We start from the raw sequence: 21737 nt of genomic DNA on the forward strand, positions 1-21737 counted from the left end.
ACCCAACCGATCCGATCGACAGGATCGATCCGCGGCTTGCGATCGAAAGAAACGAGTCTTCTGACCGCAACGACAATCCGCCCATGCTCGGCATTCTGGCACGAGCGCGAGCCGAGGCATATGTGGTGGACCGACGAGCGCAACTGGCGCCTCAAGGCCTCCGGATCGCGGCGACTTGGCCTATCGGCCGGCAACCCTCCGGAGCGCGATTGCGGGGCACCACCCGCGGGCGCATCGTGGAGATATGGATTTCAGGGCGGCCGCAGTCGAACTGTACGGGCTCACGCCCGAGCAGTTCACACCCGCCCGGAACGACCTCGCGAAGGCAGCAAACGCCGCCGGCGATCCGCACACCGCGACCGCGCTCAAAGCTCTCCGCAAACCGACACTCGCGGCATGGCTTGCCAACCTCCTGGTCCGCGTCGACCCTGACGGCGTCAACAGCCTCACTGAGCTTGGCGAACAACTACGCCAGGCACACCTGTCCGCGGACGGACCACGCCTGCGCCAACTGACACCACGCCGCCACAGTCTCATCGCGCAACTCGTGAAGACCGCGCGAGCACGTGCCCAGCGGCTGCATCACCCGGTCAGTGCACAGACCGCCGACAAGCTCACCGAGACCCTCGACGCAGCCCTCATCGATCCCGGCGCCGCACAACTCCTCCGTACCGGGCAACTCACCAGCGCACTACAGCACGTCGGCTTCGGCGTGGTCGATGAAACGGGTCAACCAGCCCAACTCGCCCCCATCAAACCCAGGGTCGTCCGCAGCACCCGCACCAAGCCACCCACCCAACGCCGACCCCCGGCCGACGATCCCGCGAAACGCCGCCGCGCCGAACTCGAGTCCCACGCCAGACAGGCGGACGCGGACTACACCCAAGCCGAAGCGCTACGACTTCAGGCCGAAGCAGAACTCGACGCACACGAGCACCTCGAGGCCGACCTCAGAACCACCATCGAACGCCTCACCGAGGAACTCGAGCACGCCCATCACCAGTTGCGCGAGGCCGGCCGCCACACCAGACACCTCCAACGCGAACGCGACCGAACAACCCGCCAAGCAGCCGTGGCCCAACGCCGCCGCGACACCAACCACCAGCGCCTCAAAACCCTCGACGGCTAACCGAACCCGACGGCCCCAGCAGGTGGCGGACCCACGGCCCGCGCGCCGGCGACGCCGGCCCAACAGGCAACCGCGATGAGGCAGGCCCGCCTGTCACGAGGCGCAACGGGCATCTTCGGATGGCCCCCTCCTCTTCGCACAAACCGCCGAATCGTGGCGTTCGGCGAAGATCCGAATCACGAGTCGTGGATCGAGGCGGCTCCGAGCAGCCAAATCTCACGACTCGGTGGCAACGGTGCTCGCCATCCGCCACGACTCGGCGATCCGCGCCGGCTGACCTCCGCCGAGGCAAGAGCCCTCACCACAGTCCGCGCGCCAGCGAAGCCGGCCGACAGGCAGCTGCGCCGGAGGCGTGTCCTTCCGGGTGTACTAGTTACCGAGTTCTCGGAGGGTTTCGCGGAAGGCTGCGTAGCGTTCGGGGCCTAGGTGTTCGGACCACAGCTGTTCGACGCGTTCGATTGCGGTGCGGCTGTGGGTCACGGCTTCCTCGCCCTTCACGGTACGGCGGACCAGGCGGACTCGGCGATCCGCTCGCAGTCGGTCGGACTCGACGTACCCGAGCCGCTGCAGGTAGTCGACGTGCTGCCCCAAGCCTTGTTTCGTCATCAGGGCGACTTCCGCCAGGTCGGTGATGCGCGCGCCGCCGGGCGGGATCATCTCGAGCAGGCGGTAGTGCGAGACCCGCAGCCCGGGGAACCGGTCTTCCGAGTCCGCCAGGATCTCCTCCCGGAGCCGCCTGAGCGCGCCGCCGAGCAAGCCGGCCACGTGCTCGGACCACGGTCCGGGCAGCCGGCTGGAAACGTCGTTGACGGAAGTCATAAAGCCACTTTACTATACGGATAGTAAGGCGGCTTTACTTCTTGGGGGGAACCATGATGACCGCACTCGAACCGCTCGGGCGAGATGCCCTGTCCGACGACGACCTCACCGCCCTGGTCCGGACGATCACGGGCGACCCACAGGCCGTGCCCGCCGACGTACGGGTCGAGCCGGTCGACTACCCGATCGGCACGCCGAGCACCGAGTCGCTCAACCGCGTCTTCGGCACCACGGCAGGCACCGCGACAGGCTCGTCCGAAGAGTGGTCCTGCTTCGTGAAGAAGTTCCAGTCGGTCCGGCACTGGCCGATGATCGACATGCTGCCCCCGGAGTTCCGCCCGCTCTTCATCCACAACCTGCCCTGGCAGCTGGAGATCGCCGTCCACCGCAGCGACGTCGCGGACCTGCTGCCCGAGGGCATGCGGCTGCCGGCCACGTACCGGATCGATGTGTACGACGACGACCGCGCCACCTTGTGGATGGAGAACGTCGTGCAGGAGTGGGGTCCGTGGCCGATCGACCGGTTCGAGCGGGCGGCGTACCTGCTGGGGCGGCTGTCCGCGCGTCGCCAGCCGCATCTGGTGGAGCCGTTCCTCCCCCGCGAGCACGTCACCACTCCAGGGATCGGACTGCGCTTCTACTCGGAGGGCCGGGTACTGCGGGCCGCACTGCCCGCGCTCGCGGATCCACAGACCTGGCGGCACCCGCTGCTGAGTGCTGCAGTGTGCCACCTGGGCGACCACAGACTGCGTGACGATCTGGTCGAGCTGGGCGAGCGGATCCCCGCCGTGCTGGACGCGCTGGAGGCGTTGCCGCAGTGCTACCAGCACGGCGACGCGAGCCCGCAGAACCTACTGGTGCCGCACGACAAGCCGGACGAGTTCGTGGTGATCGACTGGGGCTTCGACTGCCCACAGGCCGTCGGGTTCGACCTGGGGCAGCTGCTGATCGGACTGGCACACGCCGGCGAGCTGGCACCGGAGGCGCTGCCGATGGTGCACAAGGTCATCCTCAAGTCGTTCCAGGACGGCCTCAAAGTCGAGGGGATGCAGGTGTCCGAGGACGAGGTGCTGTATGGCTATCTGGGCTCGCTACTCGTCCGGGCAGCGTTCACTGCACTGCCTCTGGAGCTGTTCGGCAAGTCCGACGCGTCACCAGAGCTGTTCGAGGAGCGCGTCCAGCTCACCCGAGCGATCGTCGACCTGGTCTCACCCGTCATCTGAACATTTCAGTCGTGTCACAGCTGCAACGAACGCCCGCCGATGGGTATCCATAGTGCGTGACGAACCTGAGCAGATACACAGCATTGGCCGCCCTGGCAGGACTCGTGCTGAGCGGATGCGGCAGCGAGTCCGGTGCGGGCGGCACGCCCACAAGTAGCAACACGCCGTCACCGACGATGCCGTCGGTGACGCAGTCCACGCCGGTCGGCGCCGGCCTGCCCTTGACGGTCAGCCGCAAGGGCGGATTCGCCGGCCTCGACGACCAGGTGCTGATCAGCGCCGACGGCGTCGCGACGGTGAGCTCGCGCGGCAAGGAGACGATCCGGTGCAAGCTCGACCCGAGCCTGCTGACGACGATCACCGCCGCCGCTCAGCAGATCGACTGGGCCGCCCTGGTCGCGAGCAAGCCGACCACGAAGCACCCCGACGACATGATCCTCGCGGTCTCGGCGAACGGGAAGACCGCCCGGATCGAGGACCCGAAGGTCAAGCCGCTGGCGGCCCCGGTGAACAAACTGCTCACCGAAGCCGCCATCCCACCAGGCAAGCTCTGCACCAAGATCTAGCCGGCGGTCACCGCGACGTCGTCGATCACGAAGCTGGTCCGCAAGGACGAGTCCTCCTGGCCGACGAACTTCACCGTGACGCTCTTTCCCTTGTACGGCGAGAGATCCAGCGTCTTCTGCACGTACGACGTACTCTTGTTCAGATTCGAGTACGTCGCCAAGGTGGTCGTCGTGGAACCGTTGACGACCTGCACCTGGATCGTGTCGTAGACCGTGGACGACGTGGTCTCCGCGGTGTCGATCCGGACCCACAACGACAACGCGGGCGCAGTCGCCGCGGCCGGGATCGCCACCGCCTGACCGATGTTCTCGGTGCTGCTCCGGCCGTTCCCCTGCAGCCATGCCTTCCAGCTGCCGGTGCGGGCCGGTCGACCGGTGTTGCTGGTGATCACGCCGGTCGTCCCCGTCCAGTTCGCCGTACCGGACTCGAAGCCTGGGTTCTGCAGGAGGTTGTCGCCGGTCGGTGGTGGGCCGCCGGTGTAGTCCTTCTGCGCGTACGTCCAGATCATGTAGCCGATGGCATCGATCTGGCGGTCCAGCGAGGTCAGGTCCAGGTTGCTGATCGTGTCGCAGGACCGGTGATAGCAGGCGTCGAACGCCTGCCCAGCCGTGCCTCCCCACTTCGTGGCCTGGGCCGACGACTTGATCTCCTCGGCGCCGGAGAACGTCCCAGCCGTTGGGATCCCCAACGAACGGAACGCCGCATGGTCGGACCGGCCCTGCACGTCGATGAACTCCGTCTGCACGCTCTTGCTGGTGAAGTACGACACCAGGTCGTCGCGGGCATCGTCACCGGCCGGGTTGTCGTCGTAGACGAAGTACCCCGGGTTCGGTGACGCGATCATGTCGAAGTTCAGGTACAGCTCGATCTTGTCCCGCTCGGCGGCGGGCAGGTTGTTCACGTAGTACTTCGAACCGAGCAGCCCGAGCTCCTCGGAACCCCAGAACCCGAACCTCAACCGGTTCCTGGGCGTCTGGCCGCTGGCAGCGTAAGCGAGGGCGGTTTCGAGTACGCCGGCGCTGCCTGAGCCGTTGTCGTTGATCCCCGGACCCGCGCTGACGCTGTCCAGGTGTGAGCCGGTCATCACCACGTGGTTCGCGTCGCCGTGCGGCCACTCCGCGATCACGTTGTACGACGTACCCGCCGAGGTGCTGAACGACTGCAAGGTGGTGGTGTAACCGGCCGCGTCCAGTTTGGCCTTCACGTAGTCGGCGGATGCCTTGTAGCCCGGCCGGCCCGTGTAGCGGTTGCCGCCGTTGCTGGTGGCAATCGACTGCAGCTGGTCGAGATGGGCCTTGGTGTTGGTGACCGAAATGTCCGGTGACTCCGCCGCGGTAGCGACGTTGCCGTGGGCAATCAGCGCGCCGGCCGCCAGTGTGGTGCCGAGCGCGGCGACGAGGAGCTTCTTCATGGACCGATCTCCTTCGGCCAAAGGGATCCGGGGCACGGACCCGGGTGGCGGGCCCGCGCCCCGGACGTCGGTCAGCTCGCGGTCAGCGAGGTGTCGTCGATGACGAAGCTGGTCTGCGCGGAGGAGTCCTCCTGGCCGACGAACTTCACCGTGACGGTCTTGCCCTTGTACGCCGACAGGTTCAGCGTCTTCTGCACGTACGACGTGTTCTTGTTCAGGTTCGAGTACGTCGCCAGCGTGCTCGTCGTCGAACCGTCGACGACCTGCACCTTCGCCGTGTCGTACACCGTCGAGGTGGTGGTCTCGGCGGTGTCGATGCGGATCCAGAACGACAGGGTCGCGGTCGTCGCCGACGCCGGGATCGCGACCGACTGGCCGACGTTCTCGGTGGTGGCGCGGCCGTTGCCCTGCAGCCACAGCTTCCAGCTACCCGTCCGCGCCGGGCGGCCGGTGTTGTTGGTGACCGGGCCGGCGGTGCCGGTCCAGTTCACCGCGCCGGACTCGAAGCCCGGGTTCTGCAGCAGGTTGTCGCCGGTGGGCGGCGGCGTGGTGCCGCCACTGCAGGCGGCGGAACCCGCCGGGACCGCGATGCCGCTGAACGCAGCCTCGATGCCCTTGCACTGCGCCGAGTCAGCGCCGTACAGCTCGACCGCGGAGGTGATCGCACCCTCACGAGCGTCCTTGTAGGTGCTGCCCGAGCTGAGCTTGGTGCTCAGCGTGCGGTACCAGACCTTCGACGCCACGTCACGGCCGACGCCGGCGAAGGTGGAGCCGTTGCAGGCGGTGCTGTTGTAGGACACACCGTTGATGACCTTGCTGCCGGTGCCCTCGGAGGCCAGGTAGAACCAGTGGTTCAGCGGGCCGGACGAGTAGTGCGGGTCGAGCCCGCCGGTGCTGGTCGACCAGCAGTCCACACTGGCGCCGTCCTTCGACGGCTTGTCCATGTAGCGCAGCGGCGTACCGTCGCCGTTGATGTTGATCTTCTCGCCGATCAGGTAGTCACCCGGGTCGCTCGAGTTGTTCGCGTACCACTCGACCATGGTGCCGAAGATGTCGCTGGTCGCCTCGTTCAGGCCGCCCGCGTCACCGGAGTAGTCCAGGTTGGCGGTCGCCTCGGTGACACCGTGGCTCATCTCGTGACCGGCGACGTCGATCGCGGTCAGCGGGTGGGTGTTGCTGATCCCGTCGCCGTACGTCATCTGGGTGCCGTCCCAGAACGCGTTCACGTACGAGCTGCCGTAGTGCACGCGCGAGCGGGCGCCCTGGCCGTTGTTGAAGATGCCGTTGCGGCCGTGGACGTTCTTGTAGTAGTCCCAGGTCAGCTGGGCGCCGTAGTGCGCGTCCACACCGGCGGTCTGGCGGTTCGACGCGGCGCCGGTACCCCAGGTGTCGTCGGCGTCGGTGAACGTGGTGCCGTTACCGGAGGTCGAGCCGTTCAGGTCGGTGGTGTAGTTGCCACCACGGCTCGCGTCGGTCATGGAGAAGTTGCCGGACGAGCCCGACGTACCGATGGTGACGGTGCCGGCGTACATCGAGTTGCCGGTACCGGTCTTGATCTCGTCGTCCTGGTCCAGGACGGCGCCGGTCTTGGCGTCGATGAACGAGTGCAGCACCGACGGGGTCTGGTCGGGCTTCACACCGGTGGTGACGACCTCGTAGGCGAGCACGGGCTTGGCCGGCGTCACGAAGACGACCAACTGGCCCTTGTTGCCGGAGGCCTTGAACTTCGCGGCCTGCGCGCCCTTCGCGAGCGCAGCCGACTGGGACAGAGTCGGCTTGGTGGAGACCTCGACGGCCTTCGCGCCGCGGTTGTAGGTGACCTGACCGATCGATTCGCCCTTGCGCTTGACGATCAGGTCACCGCCGACGACCTTCAGGCCGTTGAAGGTGCGGTCGTAGCGGACGTACTCCGTACCGTCCGGGTCCTTGACCACGTCGCGAACCTTGAGCTGCTCGCCACTGCCGAGACCGAGGGCTGCGGCCGTCTGCGCGGTCAGCGCCTGTTCGGCCTGGACGGCGGCGGGCTGGTTGAAGCCGGACGCCGGAAGCGGAACCGCCCGGTCGGCGGCACCCGCGGTCGAAGCGGTGATCGTCGTGGCAAGACCCGCTGCCGCGACGATGGCCACCGCCCCTGCTGATGTCAGTCGTCTCAAGACAACATCTCCTCACGGTGTGGTCGCTGTTTGGGCGCAGCGACCGAATTCAGTTGGGGACGCGCCGGATGCTGACCCAGCAGTGCCACTGCCTCATTTGTGACACTGCGTGTCGATACATGCGATTTCTGTTACATCCGACGTGAGGACCGACTGTTGCGGTCCGGTCGCCGTGAGTCAAGGGATTTGGCCGAAACGAAGGGGAAAACCTGCGCCCCGCGAGCTGTCAGTCCGCTGGGCGCAACTCGCGCCGAAGGTGTTCCGGCAACGTCACGGGCAGCCGGCAGGTGAATTTCTGACATACATACGCGGCGCGCTGCATCCGGCCGTCCATCAGCGGTACGGCGAGACCCGGCTCGCCGGCGACGATCGCCGTACCCCACGGCGCGTGGGTGAACGCCGTCCTGGTCAGCTCCGGCTCGTCGCCGACGATCGCGATCTCGAGGGGGCCGCCGGCAATCGTCTCGGCGACCGCGAGGGCCCGGCCGGCGAACCGCGGCGCCCGCTCGGCGATCGCCGCCGACGCCTTCAGAGCTTCGGCGGCCGCGTTCTCGTACCGGACCGATCCGGTCAGGCTCGCGAGCGTGGTGAACGCCTCCGCGGCCAGGCTGACGCCGGAAGGGGTGGCGTTGTCCGTTGGATCCTGCGGCCGCCACACCAACTGCTCGGCATCCGCAGCCGTGTCAAAGTAGGCGCCGTCAGCAACGAATTGCTCCAGAACCCTGTCCAGCAAGGACTTCGCGGCATCGAACCACCGGACCTCCCCGGTCGCCCCCAGCAAGGTCAAGCATCCCTGGGCGAACGCGGCGTAGTCCTCGAGTACGCCGTCCGCTGTCCCCCGCAGACCATCACGCGACGTCCGGTAGAGCCGTCCACCCTCCAGGTGCACGTCCCGGATCAATCCGGCCGCGGCGGCAGCAGCCTCGACGTACTGCGGTTTGCCGAACACGATGCCCGCCCGTGTGAGCGCGGTGATCGCCAGCCCGTTCCACGCAGCCACCACCTTGTCGTCGCGACCGGGATACGTCCGACTGCTCCTCGCCTGCGCGAGCGTCCGGCGGATGGGCTGCCAGCGCTCGGCGTCGTCGGGGTCCTTCCGCAACTGGAGGACCGAGCTGCCGTGCTCGAACGTGCCCGTCACGTCGCAGAGTTCGATGACCCAGTCGGCATCTTCCGCGCCCAGAACCTCATGCAGTTCGACCGGCGTCCAGGCGTAGTACTTGCCCTCTTCCCCATCGGTGTCCGCGTCGAGCGCCGACGCGAACCCACCCTCCGGGGTTCGGAGCTCCGTGAGGAGGAAGTCGGCGGTCTCCTCGGCGATGCGCTGCGCGAGCGGGTCGGCGGAGATCGTCCACCACTGCGTGTAGACGTCGAGGAGGAGCGCGTTGTCGTACAGCATCTTCTCGAAGTGCGGGACGACCCACTGGCCGTCGACGGAGTACCGCGCGAAGCCGCCCGCCAGCTGGTCGTACATGCCGCCGCGGGCCATCCGGTCGCAGGTGTGGGCGACCATCGCGAGCGCGTCCGCGTCCCCGGTACGGCGATGGTGGCGGAGCAGGAAGTCGAGCACCATCGACGGCGGGAACTTCGGCGCCTGCCCGAAGCCGGCGTCGACCGGATCGAAATCGGTCTTCAGCAGCTGCACTGCCACGTCCAGGTCGACCGCTCCCCCGGTCGGCTGCTGCTGTGCGCCGAGCTGCTCGACCACCCGCTTCCCGATCCCGTCGAGCTGCTCGCGCCGGTTCGTCCACGCGTCGGTGATCGCCTCCAGCACCTGCCGGAACGACGCCATCCCACCACGCGCGTCCTTCGGGAAGTACGTGCCGCAGAAGAACGGCTCACCCGCCGGTGTCAGGAACACCGACATCGGCCAGCCGCCGTGCCCGGTCATCGCCACCGTCGCCGCCATGTAAATGGCATCGACGTCCGGCCGCTCCTCCCGATCCACCTTCACGCTCACGAACTGCTCGCTCAGGTAGGCCGCGGTCTCCGCGTCCTCGAACGACTCATGAGCCATCACATGACACCAGTGGCAGGCGGAGTACCCGACAGACAGGAAGATCGGCACGTCCCGCTCGCGAGCCTCGGCGAACGCCTGCTCAGACCACTCCCGCCATTCGACCGGGTTCCCCGCGTGCTGCCGCAGGTACGGACTGGTCGATCGCCCGAGCTCGTTCGCCATGACCCCACCGTACGGAATGGACCGCACCGCTCAGCAGTTGGATTGGTGCATGCCCGTGCACCCGTTGCTCGCCAGCCGCTTCAGCCCGATGTGGTTCGACTCCAGCTGGACCGTCACCGACGACGACGTCGAACTGCTCCTGGACGCGGCCCGCTGGGCACCGTCCGCGGGCAACTCCCAGCCGTGGGCGTACTTCGTCGCCCGCCGCGGCGAGCCCGAGCACGACCGCATCGTCAAACACCTCGCCCGCAGCTCGGCCCGCTGGGCCCCGAGCGCGTCCCTGCTGATCGTGACGATGGCCCACCGGTACGTCGAGGACACGGACTGGGCCTACTCCGACTTCGCCGACTACGACCTCGGCCAGTCAGTCGCCCACCTGACCCTGCAGGCCCACGCCATGGACCTGGCCTGCCGCCAGTTCCGCGCCTTCGACCTCGAATCCCTGACCACCGACCTGAACCCGGGCCCCGGCTGGCACGTCATCTCCATGATCGCCATCGGCCGCCCCGCCGAAGATCCCCCGGCAACCCGCGAGCGCCGCAGTACCGCGGAGCTGCGGACGGCGCCCTGGGACTAGACGGTCTGGACTAGACGGTCTGGGAGAGGGCGACCGAGAGGCCGAGGGCCAGGGCCATGACGAAGAGTTCTACGCCGACGATGCGCCAGAAGGGGAGGCCGGCGTCGAGGAGGTCTCCCTGGGAGCGGCTGCGGTGGAGGGCGGCGAGGACGATGAGGAGCAGGAAGGCGGCCACCTTCGCGATCAGCAGGGCGCCGTACGCGTCGCCGGTGAGCGGGTCGAGGATCGAGCCCCAGCCGCCGCCCTTCGCCGCCAGACGTCCTGCGGCGCTGATCAGGCCGCTGGCCAGGACGGCGACCGACGACACGTAGGCGACCTGCCCGTAGCGCTCCAGCACGATCGGCAGACCGGTCCGGCTCGCTCGCCCGTACCGCACCAGCCCCGCGAGCCCACCGACCCACGTGGTTGCCGCGATCACGTGGATCACGAGCGCCGCGCCGGCCAGGACGACGTACGACTCGTTCCGCGGGTACGCCGTGACCGCGGTCGGGATCAACGCGGCGATCGCGACCAGTACGCCGAGCCCTGCCGCCGATGACGTCTGCACCCGGCGGATACCGATCGCCAGCGCGAGGACCAGGATGCCCGTGATCAGCAGTGCCTTCACCTCGGGTACGCCGAGAGCGTCGTCGAACCGCAACCGCAGCAGCCGGACCGGGGTGTCGAGCAGGATGGCCGCCGTGACGACCGCGTTGGCGAACGCGCAGACCGCCCAGATGATCGCCGAGTTGCTCGCGTCCCGGACCGCACGCCGGCCCTGCACTCCGAGCGGACCGCCCTCGATCCGCAGCAGCACCACCGCGGCGAGCAGCGCGCCGGCGCAGCCGACGGTCGCGAGCGTGGACACCAGCTTGAGCAGCGGCAGCAGCCAGGAGATGAAGAGGTCCGGACCGCCGATACCGCCGAGGTCACGCGGCTGGCTGCCGGCCGCGAACAGCGCGACCACCAAAGCCACCGAGGCGATGACGACGGCGCCTACTCCAGCGGCGACCAGACGTCCGGGCATGCGATGCCGGGCGGCACGGGTCGCGCGCGTCGCGCTCACCGAGCGGACCGAGCGTGGGCACCATTCAGCACGCGGCTCACTATAGGGTCACGCAGAGGTGGGCTGCCCAGTCCGACACCATCTCGTGACCAGGGTGTATCCCAGCTCCCAGGAATCAGTTACCGCACTGTCATCGTGTCAGTGCTGAGAGTGTTCCTTGGAGTCGCTCGAGGACTCATTGGTCGTCGAGGTCTCCGCCGAAGTCTCCGTCGCATTCGCTGCCGGACTCGCCGTCGCCGTCGAGTCCGAAGTCGTAGACGCCGCATCGCCATCCTGGGACGGCGACCTGTCCGGACTCGCTGGGTCGCCGGACGGTGCTGGGTCGTCCGCACCAGCGCGGTCCACGTCGATGCGCTTCAGCTGTTTGCCCATGTTGCGCCACAGCAGCACCGTGGCGGCACCGAGTGCGAGCACGATCAACAGCGCGACCCAACCGGGTTTCACCGTGTTCGGGTCGATCTCGGCCGTCAGAAGGGAGGTCGTCGCTGTCACGCCACCAGTCTCTCACTGTCCACGCCGCCCGTCAGCGCAGCCCCGCGAACAGGTCGTTCTCAGGCAGCTCCGACTCGACCAGACTGCGCGCCAGCTCGTAGTCCTCGGTCGGCCAGGCCGCCTGGTGAACTTCCAGCGGTACGGCGAACCACGGCCCGTCCGGATCGATCTGGGTGGCGTGCGCCAGCAGCGCCTTGTCCCGGGTCGCGAAGTACTCCGCGCACTCGACCCGGGTGGTGATCCGGCGCTCGTGCTCCGGATCCGGCTTCCAGTCCTTCAGGCGCTCGGCGTACGGCGACTCGAGGCCGCGCGCGACCATCGCGTCGTGCAGCGCCTTCATCCGCTCGTAGTGGAACGTGTGGTGGTAGTACAGCTTCAGCGGCTGGAACGGCTCCCCGAGCTCCGGGTAGGCGTCCTTGTCCCCCGCCGCCTCGAACGCGGCCACGCTGATCTGGTGGCACATGATGTGGTCCGGGTGCGGGTAGCCGCCGTTCTCGTCGTACGTCGTGACGACCTGCGGACGGAACTCGCGGATCAGCTTCACCAGCGGGGCGGCGGCGTCCTCGACCTTGAGCGCGCCGAAGCAGCCCTCGGGCAGCGGCGGCAGCGGATCACCCTCGGGGAAACCCGAGTCGACCCAGCCCAGCCACTCCTGCCGGATCCCGAGGATCTCGCGGGCCGCGTCCATCTCTTTGCGGCGGATCTCGGTGATGTTCGCCAGCACCTCCGGGCGGTCCATCTTCGGATTCAGGATCGATCCGCGTTCGCCACCGGTACAGGTGGCGACCATCACCTCGACGCCCTCGGCCACGTACCTGGCCGTCGACGCGGCTCCCTTGCTCGACTCGTCATCCGGGTGGGCGTGCACATGCAACAACCGAAGATCTCCACTCACAAGACACAATGGTCCTCCAACCTCCGGCAAAACCCACGACCGACCCCCTGGACAACCTGTGCCCGAGTCATCTGCGTCTGCTGCCACCACCCCGACCTCCGACCTGAACGCGCGGTACGGAAAGGGCGGGCGGTCCCGGCGACCGTTGGTGATCGGCGGCCTGGGGGTCGTGATCCTGGCCGGCCTGGTGTGGCTGGTGTGGGCGGCCTGGGTGCAGTCGAATCCGCCCGTGACCTCGCAACTGAACGGCTTCGAGATCGTGTCGCCGACGAGCGCGAAGGCCACGATGAAGGTCGACCGGACCAAGTCCGTGGAGGCCAGTTGCCGGCTGCAGGCGAAGGCGGCCGACTTCTCCATTGTCGGTGAACTGACGGTCACCGTGAAGGCGGACGACCCCCGCCACCAGGTGTTGCCGGTCACGCTGACAACGCAACGCTCGGCGACCGCCGTCGTCCTCGTCGGCTGTACGACGGCCGACCAGCACCGCCCGCACTGATCCCGCACGAGCGGCGCCGATGCGGCGTGGCAACCGGTTGCCACAATCGTGAACGATTAACGGGAGAAACCTTCAGGGCAAACGGTTTCCCCGTGTTTGCGTCACCGCAGAAACCCTGCGTGATCTGCGGTCTCTTGCTACGCTCGTTGGATTGGTCGCCGTCGACGACGGCGGCCAGCAGTATTTTCCTGCCCATCCACCCGACACAAGGAGCAGCCCGTGACGCAGAGGATCGATGAGGACAGCGTTGTCTGGCTGACGCAGGACGGTTACGACCAGCTGAAGTCCGAGCTCGAGCACCTCAAGGGCCCGGCCCGTGCCGAGATCACCCAGCGGATCAGCGAGGCCAGGGACGAGGGCGACCTCAAGGAGAACGGCGGTTACCACGCCGCGAAGGACGAGCAGGGCAAGATCGAGGCCCGGATCCGCCAGCTCGAGGACATGCTGCGCCGGGCGCGGGTCGGCGAGACCCCGAAGAAGGGCGGCAAGGTCGAGCCCGGGATGAAGGTGTCGATCAAGTTCGCCGGTGACGACGACGTCGAGACGTTCCTGCTCGGCTCCCGCGAACTGCTCGCCCTGGACGCGTCGGTCGACATCGACGTGTACTCGCCGCAGTCCCCGCTCGGATCGGCCATCCTCGGCAAGAAGAAGGGCGACAAGGCCACCTACGAGGCACCCAACGGGAAGCCCGTGACGGTCGAGATCGTCGGCGCGGAACCCTTCACCGGCTGACCCACCAAGCTCCGAGCGCCCCGGTGGACACCCACCGGGGCGCTTGCTTTGGAGCGACCATCCAGAGGTTGGGGTGGTAGCCGGCTCGAGTGGTCAGCCGAGGGTTCCCCGGTGGAGCGAGTTGCTCGGCCGGGCCTTCCCACTGGCCCCGGATCAGCTGACCGGTATCCGGTTGGGCAGTCGATGCGTCCCGGTCGGGCCGACCTCGAACCTGAAGCCGTGGGGTGTGGTCCATTCCAGGGTCTTGTGGTCGAGGCGGTGGACTTTCCAGCCGGGGGCGTGGGTCTTGACCCGGTGGCCGAAGCGGCTGAGCGGAGCGAGGTTGCGGGTGCTGGTCTGCCCGGCAGGCCCGTACGGATCGTAGGGCTCGATGTGATCCAGGTCGATGCCGCGATGCGTTTCGCGGGTGCCGTACGGGAACAACTCGACGGGATGGGTGAGCCGCACCCGTTCGCGGATCCGGGCCGGGATCTCGTAGGCGTCGGCGCTGACAGCGTCGTTGAGGTCGATCACGGGCTTGACCGTGTACGGCGCGTGGCCGACGAGCTCGGTGAGCTGATCGGCGAGCAGCGGACCGATCCCCTCGGTGCGCAGCACGCCGTTGCCGGTGGCAAGTGTGAGGTCGGTCAGGTGCACGTAGACCTCGGTCTGCCCAGGACGCACCTGTCCGCCGGCGCCCACGAGGCTCGTGGGGCCGGCGTGGGCGTCGTGCTTGATCTGCGCAAGGCGTGTGTCGAGTGCCCGCCGGTCGGCGGTGTCCATCGGTACACCCTCGTCGGGTTCGCGACGCGGGCCGGGGATGTATTCGATCGGCCGGGTGTCGAACGGGTCACTCGGCGGATCGGGATCGTACGGCGCATCCTCGTCGGCCACCGGCGGATCCCGCAGCTCGACCGGGTCAGCCACAGGGTCGGCCATGGGATCGGCCATGGGATCGGTCAGGTGGGCGTCACCGGCATTCCGGCGTTTGAGCGACGGGCTCGCGGTGGGCACCGAGTTGGCACCGCGGTCCGGGGCGCCGAGATCTGCCCGCGAATCCGCTCCTGCGGATCGCGTGCCGACACGCGACATCGAGCCCGCTCCCGCGGATCGCGTGCCGTCACCTGCTTGCGGGTCTACTGCTGCACATCCCGCGTCGCCGGGTGCTCGACGGCCTGCTGCGGCGGACCGCGAGCCGGGGGCTGCTCCGGGGCTCGTCTTCGCCGAACGCCTGCTAGGGCTCGAAGGGTGGCTCGAGGTGTCCGCGGGTGACGCGGCTGTGTTTGTGGCGGGTGAGGTGGGGGGGGATTGGGGTCGGGTGGTTGTGGGCTTGGGTCAGGAGTTCTTGGGTGTAGCGGGGGTCGGCGATGATGCCGATGGCGTCGGCGCGGCGGTGCTGCACGTGGCGGGTGTCGCCAAAGGTCTTCAGGGCCTCGGCGATCGCGGCGATGGTCGCGTCGTGGCGGATCACCGCGCCGGCCGGAGCCTTCACATAGATGGTCTTGTTGCCGTGCTCATCGCTGCGGCCGACGAACACGCCCCGCTCACGAGCAGCCTCGGCGGCCTCGTCGCGGGCCAGCTCGGGGTCGGCGTGGAGTTTGGCGGCCCGGATGATCTTGTCCAGCCGGTACGGCGTGATCGAGTCGATCAGCGGCGCGACGCGACGATCGACGTACCGGGCGGCTTCTTCGGACAGCTTCACACACGCGGATGCGAGCTGGCGCGCCTTCCACGGGGTGGCGTCACCAGCCAGCACGCGCGCCCAGGTGAACGGGAACCGGTGCCGCAACGCCAACGCCTCACCCAGGAGCCCAGCCGCCACCCTCGGCGAGACCGCGAGCATGACACCGAACTCGGCGACAGCGAACTCCGCGATCTCCGGACAGCCCTCACCACCCAAAACCACAGCCCGCTCGCGCCCATCAGCCGACCGGCGACCAGGCCGGACGCCGCAGACCGACGGGTGGAACCGATCGGCGTAGATCTGAGCGTGCTGCAACAGCCGCGCGTCGGCCCGATTGGCCAGCGCGCGGTGCTCGGCGGCCGACTCCAACAGGTGAGCCGTCGGCAGCTCCTCGAGATCAGTGTCGAACATACGTTCGATTCTAGCTGCTCGATCCTCACCGGCCAAATCGGCCAGACCACCGAAACCCCTTATTTGGTGGCGGAATGAGGCCATGCTCGACCTGAACATGGGAGCTCGCCGTGCAGGCACCGCGCACCATCTCTTCCTTTCTTGCTCTTCCCTTCTTGGACCTGGTTAGCGACCAGTGGCACTCCGGTATTTGCGGACGGCCAGTGGGGCGAAGACGGCGATGATCGCGGCGCACCAGATGAGGGAGAGCCAGACCGGGTGCTGGGCCGGGAAGCCGTCGGGACTGGCGAACGGGGACGGGTTGCCGAACAGGTGCCGGCAGGCGGCGACGATCGAGGAGATCGGGTTCCACTCGGCGATCGGTTGCAGGCCGCTCGGGAGTTGCGGCGTGGGCACGAACGCGTTCGAGAGGAACGTCAGCGGGAACAGCCAGATCAGCCCCGCCGACGACGCCACCTCGGGCCCGCCGACCGACAGCCCGATCAGCGCGCCCACCCAGAGCATCGCGAACGCGAACAGCAGCAGGATCGCGAACGCCGCCATCGCCTGGCCGAACCCGTTGTGCTAGCGCCACCCGACGATGAGCCCGCAGATCACCATGATCAGCATCACGAAGGCGTTGAACACCAGGTCGCCGACCACCCGCCCGGCGATCACCCCGGATCTTGCCATCGGCAACGACCGGAACCGGTCGATCAGCCCCTTCGACATGTCGTCGGCCAGCCCGACGCTCGCCGACGCGACCGCGAACGCCATCGTCTGCGCGAAGATCCCGGCCATCAGGAACTCCCGGTACGCCCGCGGCCCGGGGAAGCCCGGGATCGGGATCGCGTTCCCGAACACGTAGGCGAACAGCAGCACGAACATGATCGGCTGGATGGTCGCGTAGATCAGCATGTCCGGCGTCCGCGGGATCCGTTTCAGGCTCCGCCACGCCAGGATCCCGGCATCCGACAACGCCCGCGCCAACGGGTTCACCCGGGCCGGCACCTCGATACTCACAGCGACTCCTTCTGCTCGGCCTCGTGCCCGGTCAGGGTGAGGAACACGTCGTCGAGCGTCGGCCGCCGCAGGCCGATGTCGGCGATCCGGATCTGGGCAGCGTCCAAGGTCCGGATCACGTCGACCAGCGTGCTCGAACCACCCGGCGCCGGCACCGTGAGCCGGCGCGCATGCTCCTCGAGCGAGGTCGACTCGGGATCGGCGATCCCGAGTGCGGTGGACAGCAGCTCCAGCGCCCGGGTCAGGTCGGCTGGGTCATGCACGACGACCTCGATCCGCTCACCGCCGACCTTCGCCTTGAGCTCGTCCGCCGTACCGCGGGCGATCACCGAGCCGTGGTCGACCACCGCGATGCTGTCCGCGAGCTCGTCGGCCTCCTCGAGGTACTGCGTGGTGAGCAGGATCGTGACTCCCTCGCGGACCCGGTCGCGGATGATCTGCCACAGATCGAGTCGCGACCGCGGATCGAGCCCGGTCGTCGGCTCGTCGAGGAACAGCACCTTCGGGTGCGCGATCAGCGATCCGGCCAGGTCGAGCCGGCGGCGCATGCCACCGGAGTACGTCTTCAGGATCCGGTCCGCGGCGTCGGTCAGGTCGAACGTCGCCAGCAGCTCCTCCGCCCGTCGCTTGGCCTTGTCACTCGGCAGCCGGTAGAGACGGCCGAACATCCACAGGTTCTCCCGGCCGGTGAGCAGTTCGTCGACTGCGGCGTACTGCCCGGAGAGGCCGACGAGCCCCCGGACCGTGTCCGCCTCCTTCACCACGTCGTGGCCGAGCACCCGGGCGATTCCGGCGTCCGGCCTCAGCAGCGTGGTCAGCACCCGGACCGCCGTGGTCTTGCCCGCCCCGTTCGGCCCGAGCAGGCCGAGCACCGTCCCCTCCGGCACGTCGAGATCGATCCCGTCGAGCGCTTTGACCGTCGTCTTCCTGCCTCTGAAGGTCTTCACGAGGCCGGTCGCCTCGATTGCAGCCATCCGCACGTCCCCTTCTCGATGTGACGCAGGCCACCATCCTGCCCGAGAACGCCGACAATTTCACTCACGAATTATATTGAGTCACCTCGACTCAACTTTGTTGATACTTGAGTCGACAAGGCTCAACTCAGCCCTTACGGTCGCGGAATGAGCATCCTGCGTCACCCCGATTTCCGCCGGCTGTGGGCCGCCGACCTGCTCAGTCAGCTCGGCTCCCGCCTCAGCATGGGCGCGATCCCGCTGCTCGCCGTACTCACCCTGAACGCGTCGACCCTGCAGGTCTCGCTGCTGCGGACCTGCGAGACGGCCGCCTGGCTCGTCCTCGGTCTGTTCGCCGGCGCCTGGGCCGACCGGATCCGCTGCCGCCCGGTCCTGGTGTACGCCGACCTGCTCCGGGCACTGCTCTACGCGTCGATCCCGATCGCCTGGTGGTTCGACGTACTCACGCTCACGCAGGTGTACGCCGTACTCGTGCCGGCCGGGATCCTCACCGTGCTGTTCGACGTGGCGCACAACTCGTACCTGCCCCGGCTGCTCGAACGGGACCGCCTGCTCCCGGGCAACGCCAAGCTGGCCGCGAACCACTCGATCGCGGCGGTGATCGGCGCCGGCGCGAGCGGCATCCTCGTGCAGTGGCTCGGCGCGGCGCTGACGATCGGCCTCGACGCGCTCAGCTTCGTGTGGTCAGCCGTGTGGCTGCGCTCGATCCGTACGCCGGAGGCCGAGCCGGTGAAGCCCGAACGACCCGACCTGCGCCGCGAGATCGGGGACGGCCTGCGGTACGTGTTCCACCACCCGCTGCTGCGCCCGCTCGCCCTCAACACGATGGCGACGATGCTGTTCCAGGCGGCGGCAGGCGCGATCATGATCGTGTACCTGGTGCGCGCAGTTCATTTGCAGCCGGCAACCATCGGCGTACTCAGCATGATCGGCCTCGGCGGCGCGATCGTGGCTTCGGTCGTCACCGAGAGAATCAGCAGCCGGTACGGCGATGCGCGCACGCTGCTGCTGTCGTCGACGGGCATCGGGGTCGCGTTCACCGTGCAGGCGATGACCGCGCCCGGCCGGCAGGTCAGCTGGTTCGTGGCCGGCACGCTGCTGGCCGGCTTCTGCATCATCGTCAGCTACATCCTGCAGGTCAGCACGCAGCAACGGCTGTGCCCACCCGACCTGCAGGGCCGGGTGAGCGCCACCATGAGCTTCGTCAGCTGGGGCGCCGCTCCCCTCGGCAGCCTCCTCGGCGGCGCCCTCGGCACGGCCTTCGGCCTGCACACCACCCTCTGGATCGCAGGCCTAGGCACCCTCGCGGGCAACGCCTTCCTCTATTTCTCCCCACTCCGCACCTTGCGCACGATCCCCGCTGAGCTGGTCAGTCGGAGGTGATTTGGGCGGTGCCGACGAGGACCTCCACGTCGAGGGCGGCGCGGCCGCGGCCGATCTCGACGTCCTTGGACTGGCCGGAGACGGCGCCGGTCCAGGTGACGCGGCCGAGTTGGGCCTCGGTGTGGACGTGGACGTCGGAGCCGCGGCGGAGCGCGACCTTCGCCGTACCGGACTCGACGCGGACGCGGGACCGGCCCTTGGTGATCTGGGCGTCCAGCTCGGCCGAGCCGGCCTGCACGAGTACGTCGATCGGGCCGTCGACGTCCGCGACCTTCGCCGTACCGGCGGTGACGCGGACGCGGGTCAGACCGGGCAGGCGCTCGGCGTTGACGCTGCCGCCGGTCACCTCGACCTCGACCTGGAGGCTCGGGTTGACGCGGATCGACAGCTCCTTGGCGAGGCCGTTGACGTGCGCCTTCAGATCGGTCGGGTTGCGGAGCATGCTGAACCCGTCGATCGAGACTCCCATGTCGCCTTCACTGCTGATGGCGAGCGTGTCGCCGTCGCGCTTGATCACGTGCGGACCGTCGACCGCCACGCCGTTCACGGCCGGCTCACCGATCAGCCGCACCCGGCGCCCGATTGCCCGCACAGTCACCCGCTGCACACCCGCCGGAACCGGCACGTTGCTGTGCTCCTCCTCAACCGGCTCAGCCTCGTCCTCGGCATCCACGACGTCCTGGACCGGCGACGGCTCGACGACCGACTCGGCCACAGGCTCAGCGACTGGCCCAGCCGTGGGTGAGTCGACTGCATCCGCCCAGACCGAGGTGGACGGCTCGTCGGCAACCGGAGCTTCTGCCGCCGGAGCTTCAGGCTCGGATGGGGTGGTCTTGATGGCGGCGATCAGGGTGGTGGCCTCCTCGGTGGAGAGGTGGCCCTTGGCGACCCGGTCGAGGATGTCCTTGACCTGCTGGTCGTAGCTCTGGTTGCTCATGTCCCCCAGTGCAGCACCCCGACGGGTCGAAACCAATCGGGGAATCCCCCGAAAAGCAGTGGTGCGGACCCCCGAGAGAAGTCCGCACCACTCATCCATCTCATCTATAACCGCACAGCCCCGCGCGGGAGCTGGTTGTTGTCACGCCGCCGGCGTCATCTCCTCCGACGCCAGCTCGTCCTGTACGGCGATCAGCTCCGCCGCTTCCTCGTCTTCCGCGGCCCGGCGAGCCTTCAGCCCGCGCAGACCGGTCAGCGCGATCACCAGTCCGAGCGCTGCGATCCCGGTCACGACCCCGAGCCCGGACCTGTACGCCGGCAGCACCTCGCCCGGCGTGGTCACGCCGGCCGACTGGCCGCTGATCACCGCGGTCACGATGGCGAGGACCACCGCGCCGCCCACCTGGTTGGAGGTGTTGAACAGCCCGGAGGCCAGCCCCTGCTCGTGGTCCGGGACCCCGGACACCGCCTGGATGTTCAGCGACGGGAACCCGATCGCGAACCCGAGACCGAGCAGCATGATCGTCGGGAACACGGTCGAGAAGTACGCCGACTCCGGGCCGATCCTCAGGCTCAGGGCGTACCCGGCGACGAACAGCGCCATCGCCAGGATGATCATCTTCTCGGTGCCGATCCGGTCCACGATCTTGCCGACGTTCGGCGAGAGCGTGGCGACCAGGACGCCGGCGGGCAGGAAGCCCAGGGCGGTCTGGAACGACGACCAGCCGAGCAGGTTCTGGAAGTACATCGTGCCGATCAGCTGGAAGGCGACGTACGAACCGAAGACGGTCAGGATGGCCAGGTTCGCCCGCCGCAGCGACGGGTTGCGCAGGATGCCGAGGCGAACCAGCGGGTGCTTGGTCCGCAGCTCGATCGCGACGAATCCGGCCAGCAGCACGATCGCCAGCGCGAACAGCCCGAACGTCTGGACCGAGACCCAGCCGGCGTGTTCGGCGCCGACGACGGCGTAGACCAGGGACAGCATGCCGCCGGTGACGGTGATGGCGCCCGGTACGTCGTACCCGCCGGCGGCGTCGTCACGCGGGCTGTTCGGGATCAGCTTGAGGCCGAACAGCAGCACGATCAGGGCGACCGGGCCGGGCATCAGGAAGGTCCAGCGCCAGCCGACCTCGGTCAGCGCGCCGCCGAGGATCAGGCCCATCGAGAAGCCGCTGGCGGCGCAGGTGGTGAAGATACTGAGGGCGCGGTTGCGATCCGGGCCCTCGTGGAAGGTCGTGGTGATGATCGAGAGCGCGGCCGGGGCGGTGAACGCCGCGGCGACACCCTTCACGAACCGCGCCGCGATGAGCAGTTCGGGGTTGCTGGCCAGTGAGCTCAGCATCGAGACGACGGCGAAGACCGCGAGTGCGATCAGGAAGACCCGGCGCCGGCCGAGCAGGTCGGCGGTCCGGCCGCCGAGCAGCAACAGGCCGCCGTACCCGAGCACGTAGCCGGTCACGACCCACTGGAGGGACGAAAGGGAGACGCCCAGGTCGGCGCCGATGGACGGTAGGGACATACCGACCATGGACACGTCCAGGCCGTCGAGGAAGATCACGCCGCAGACCACCAGGAGCGCTCCCCAGAGGCGCGCGTCCCAGGTCATCCGTGCTGGCGATGTGGTTTGCGTAGTCACGAGGAGAGACT

At 68.2% G+C, this 21737-nt stretch carries 19 protein-coding genes and 1 pseudogene; 7 read left to right on the forward strand and 13 right to left on the reverse strand.

Annotated elements, in window-relative coordinates; all coding sequences use genetic code 11:
• Positions 1 to 244 precede the first annotated feature (244 nt).
• The gene (locus tag OHA18_RS06055) at positions 245 to 1129 is read left to right on the forward strand and encodes a hypothetical protein (protein ID WP_329002711.1); all 885 of its coding nucleotides are present in this window, start codon (positions 245 to 247) and stop codon (positions 1127 to 1129) included.
• Positions 1130 to 1498: 369 nt separating this feature from the next.
• On the opposite strand, the gene OHA18_RS06060 is transcribed toward OHA18_RS06055, so the two are convergent.
• Positions 1499 to 1948, reverse strand: coding sequence for a helix-turn-helix domain-containing protein (locus tag OHA18_RS06060; RefSeq protein WP_329002712.1), 450 nt, complete (start codon positions 1946 to 1948; stop codon positions 1499 to 1501).
• 56 nt (positions 1949 to 2004) lie between these two features.
• On the opposite strand from OHA18_RS06060, the gene OHA18_RS06065 reads away from it, so the two are divergent.
• Positions 2005 to 3171 (forward strand): phosphotransferase, encoded by a 1167-nt coding sequence (locus tag OHA18_RS06065; RefSeq protein ID WP_329002714.1) that lies wholly within the window; start codon positions 2005 to 2007, stop codon positions 3169 to 3171.
• 56 nt (positions 3172 to 3227) lie between these two features.
• Positions 3228 to 3737, forward strand: a complete 510-nt coding sequence (locus OHA18_RS06070; protein WP_329002715.1) for a hypothetical protein — start codon at positions 3228 to 3230, stop codon at positions 3735 to 3737.
• Here the strand turns inward: OHA18_RS06070 and OHA18_RS06075 are convergent.
• The 3 genes from OHA18_RS06075 to OHA18_RS06085 all read right to left on the reverse strand — a co-directional run bounded on the left by OHA18_RS06075 (position 3734) and on the right by OHA18_RS06085 (position 9484).
• Complete coding sequence (locus OHA18_RS06075) at positions 3734 to 5149, reverse strand: M28 family metallopeptidase (protein ID WP_329002716.1); 1416 nt, start codon at positions 5147 to 5149, stop codon at positions 3734 to 3736. The two genes, OHA18_RS06070 and OHA18_RS06075, sit on opposite strands and share 4 nt — an antisense overlap.
• Before the next feature lie 71 nt (positions 5150 to 5220).
• The gene (locus OHA18_RS06080; protein ID WP_329002718.1) at positions 5221 to 7302 is read right to left on the reverse strand and encodes a M4 family metallopeptidase; all 2082 of its coding nucleotides are present in this window, start codon (positions 7300 to 7302) and stop codon (positions 5221 to 5223) included.
• A gap of 226 nt (positions 7303 to 7528) precedes the next feature.
• Complete coding sequence (locus OHA18_RS06085) at positions 7529 to 9484, reverse strand: thioredoxin domain-containing protein (protein ID WP_329002719.1); 1956 nt, start codon at positions 9482 to 9484, stop codon at positions 7529 to 7531.
• A gap of 49 nt (positions 9485 to 9533) precedes the next feature.
• Here OHA18_RS06085 and OHA18_RS06090 point away from each other — a divergent pair, with 49 nt between their 5' ends.
• On the forward strand, positions 9534 to 10061 hold the full coding sequence (locus tag OHA18_RS06090) for a nitroreductase family protein (protein WP_329002720.1): 528 nt from the start codon (positions 9534 to 9536) through the stop codon (positions 10059 to 10061).
• 10 nt (positions 10062 to 10071) lie between these two features.
• On the opposite strand, the gene OHA18_RS06095 is transcribed toward OHA18_RS06090, so the two are convergent.
• From OHA18_RS06095 to mca, 3 genes are all read right to left on the reverse strand, one after another.
• Entirely contained in the window at positions 10072 to 11106 is a 1035-nt protein-coding gene (locus OHA18_RS06095) for a copper resistance D family protein (protein WP_329002722.1), read from the reverse strand.
• Positions 11107 to 11244: 138 nt separating this feature from the next.
• Complete coding sequence (locus OHA18_RS06100) at positions 11245 to 11598, reverse strand: hypothetical protein (RefSeq protein WP_329002723.1); 354 nt, start codon at positions 11596 to 11598, stop codon at positions 11245 to 11247.
• A gap of 31 nt (positions 11599 to 11629) precedes the next feature.
• Positions 11630 to 12493: a mycothiol conjugate amidase Mca gene (gene mca, locus OHA18_RS06105; protein ID WP_329002724.1), complete on the reverse strand. Its 864-nt coding sequence runs from the start codon at positions 12491 to 12493 to the stop codon at positions 11630 to 11632.
• 58 nt (positions 12494 to 12551) lie between these two features.
• On the opposite strand from mca, the gene OHA18_RS06110 reads away from it, so the two are divergent.
• Both OHA18_RS06110 and greA read left to right on the forward strand, forming a co-directional pair.
• Positions 12552 to 12989 carry a DUF4307 domain-containing protein gene (locus OHA18_RS06110; protein ID WP_329002726.1) on the forward strand — a complete coding sequence of 146 codons (438 nt, stop codon included), beginning with the start codon at positions 12552 to 12554 and terminating at the stop codon, positions 12987 to 12989.
• 219 nt (positions 12990 to 13208) lie between these two features.
• Complete coding sequence (gene greA / locus OHA18_RS06115) at positions 13209 to 13721, forward strand: transcription elongation factor GreA (RefSeq protein ID WP_329002727.1); 513 nt, start codon at positions 13209 to 13211, stop codon at positions 13719 to 13721.
• Positions 13722 to 13874: 153 nt separating this feature from the next.
• Here the strand turns inward: greA and OHA18_RS06120 are convergent, their stop codons facing one another.
• The 4 genes and pseudogenes from OHA18_RS06120 to OHA18_RS06135 all read right to left on the reverse strand — a co-directional run bounded on the left by OHA18_RS06120 (position 13875) and on the right by OHA18_RS06135 (position 17771).
• Complete coding sequence (locus tag OHA18_RS06120) at positions 13875 to 14639, reverse strand: hypothetical protein (protein WP_329002729.1); 765 nt, start codon at positions 14637 to 14639, stop codon at positions 13875 to 13877.
• A 295-nt stretch (positions 14640 to 14934) separates the two neighbouring features.
• Complete coding sequence (locus tag OHA18_RS06125) at positions 14935 to 15795, reverse strand: DUF222 domain-containing protein (protein WP_329002731.1); 861 nt, start codon at positions 15793 to 15795, stop codon at positions 14935 to 14937.
• Between the two features lie 165 nt (positions 15796 to 15960).
• Positions 15961 to 16797: pseudogene (locus OHA18_RS06130) on the reverse strand (ABC transporter permease).
• Positions 16794 to 17771, reverse strand: a complete 978-nt coding sequence (locus OHA18_RS06135; RefSeq protein ID WP_329002732.1) for an ATP-binding cassette domain-containing protein — start codon at positions 17769 to 17771, stop codon at positions 16794 to 16796. Before OHA18_RS06135 ends, OHA18_RS06130 begins: the two are co-directional and overlap by 4 nt.
• 147 nt (positions 17772 to 17918) lie before the next feature.
• Between OHA18_RS06135 and OHA18_RS06140 the strand changes: the two genes are divergently transcribed.
• Positions 17919 to 19154, forward strand: coding sequence for an MFS transporter (locus OHA18_RS06140; RefSeq protein WP_329002734.1), 1236 nt, complete (start codon positions 17919 to 17921; stop codon positions 19152 to 19154).
• Here OHA18_RS06140 and OHA18_RS06145 read toward each other — a convergent pair.
• Positions 19141 to 20091 carry a hypothetical protein gene (locus OHA18_RS06145; protein ID WP_329002736.1) on the reverse strand — a complete coding sequence of 317 codons (951 nt, stop codon included), beginning with the start codon at positions 20089 to 20091 and terminating at the stop codon, positions 19141 to 19143. The two genes, OHA18_RS06140 and OHA18_RS06145, sit on opposite strands and share 14 nt — an antisense overlap.
• A gap of 141 nt (positions 20092 to 20232) precedes the next feature.
• Positions 20233 to 21726, reverse strand: coding sequence for an MFS transporter (locus tag OHA18_RS06150; protein WP_329002737.1), 1494 nt, complete (start codon positions 21724 to 21726; stop codon positions 20233 to 20235).
• Positions 21727 to 21737: the final 11 nt, after the last annotated feature.

Origin of the sequence: Kribbella sp. NBC_00709, from assembly GCF_036226565.1 — a bacterium.
Taxonomy (GTDB): Bacteria; Actinomycetota; Actinomycetes; order Propionibacteriales; family Kribbellaceae; genus Kribbella.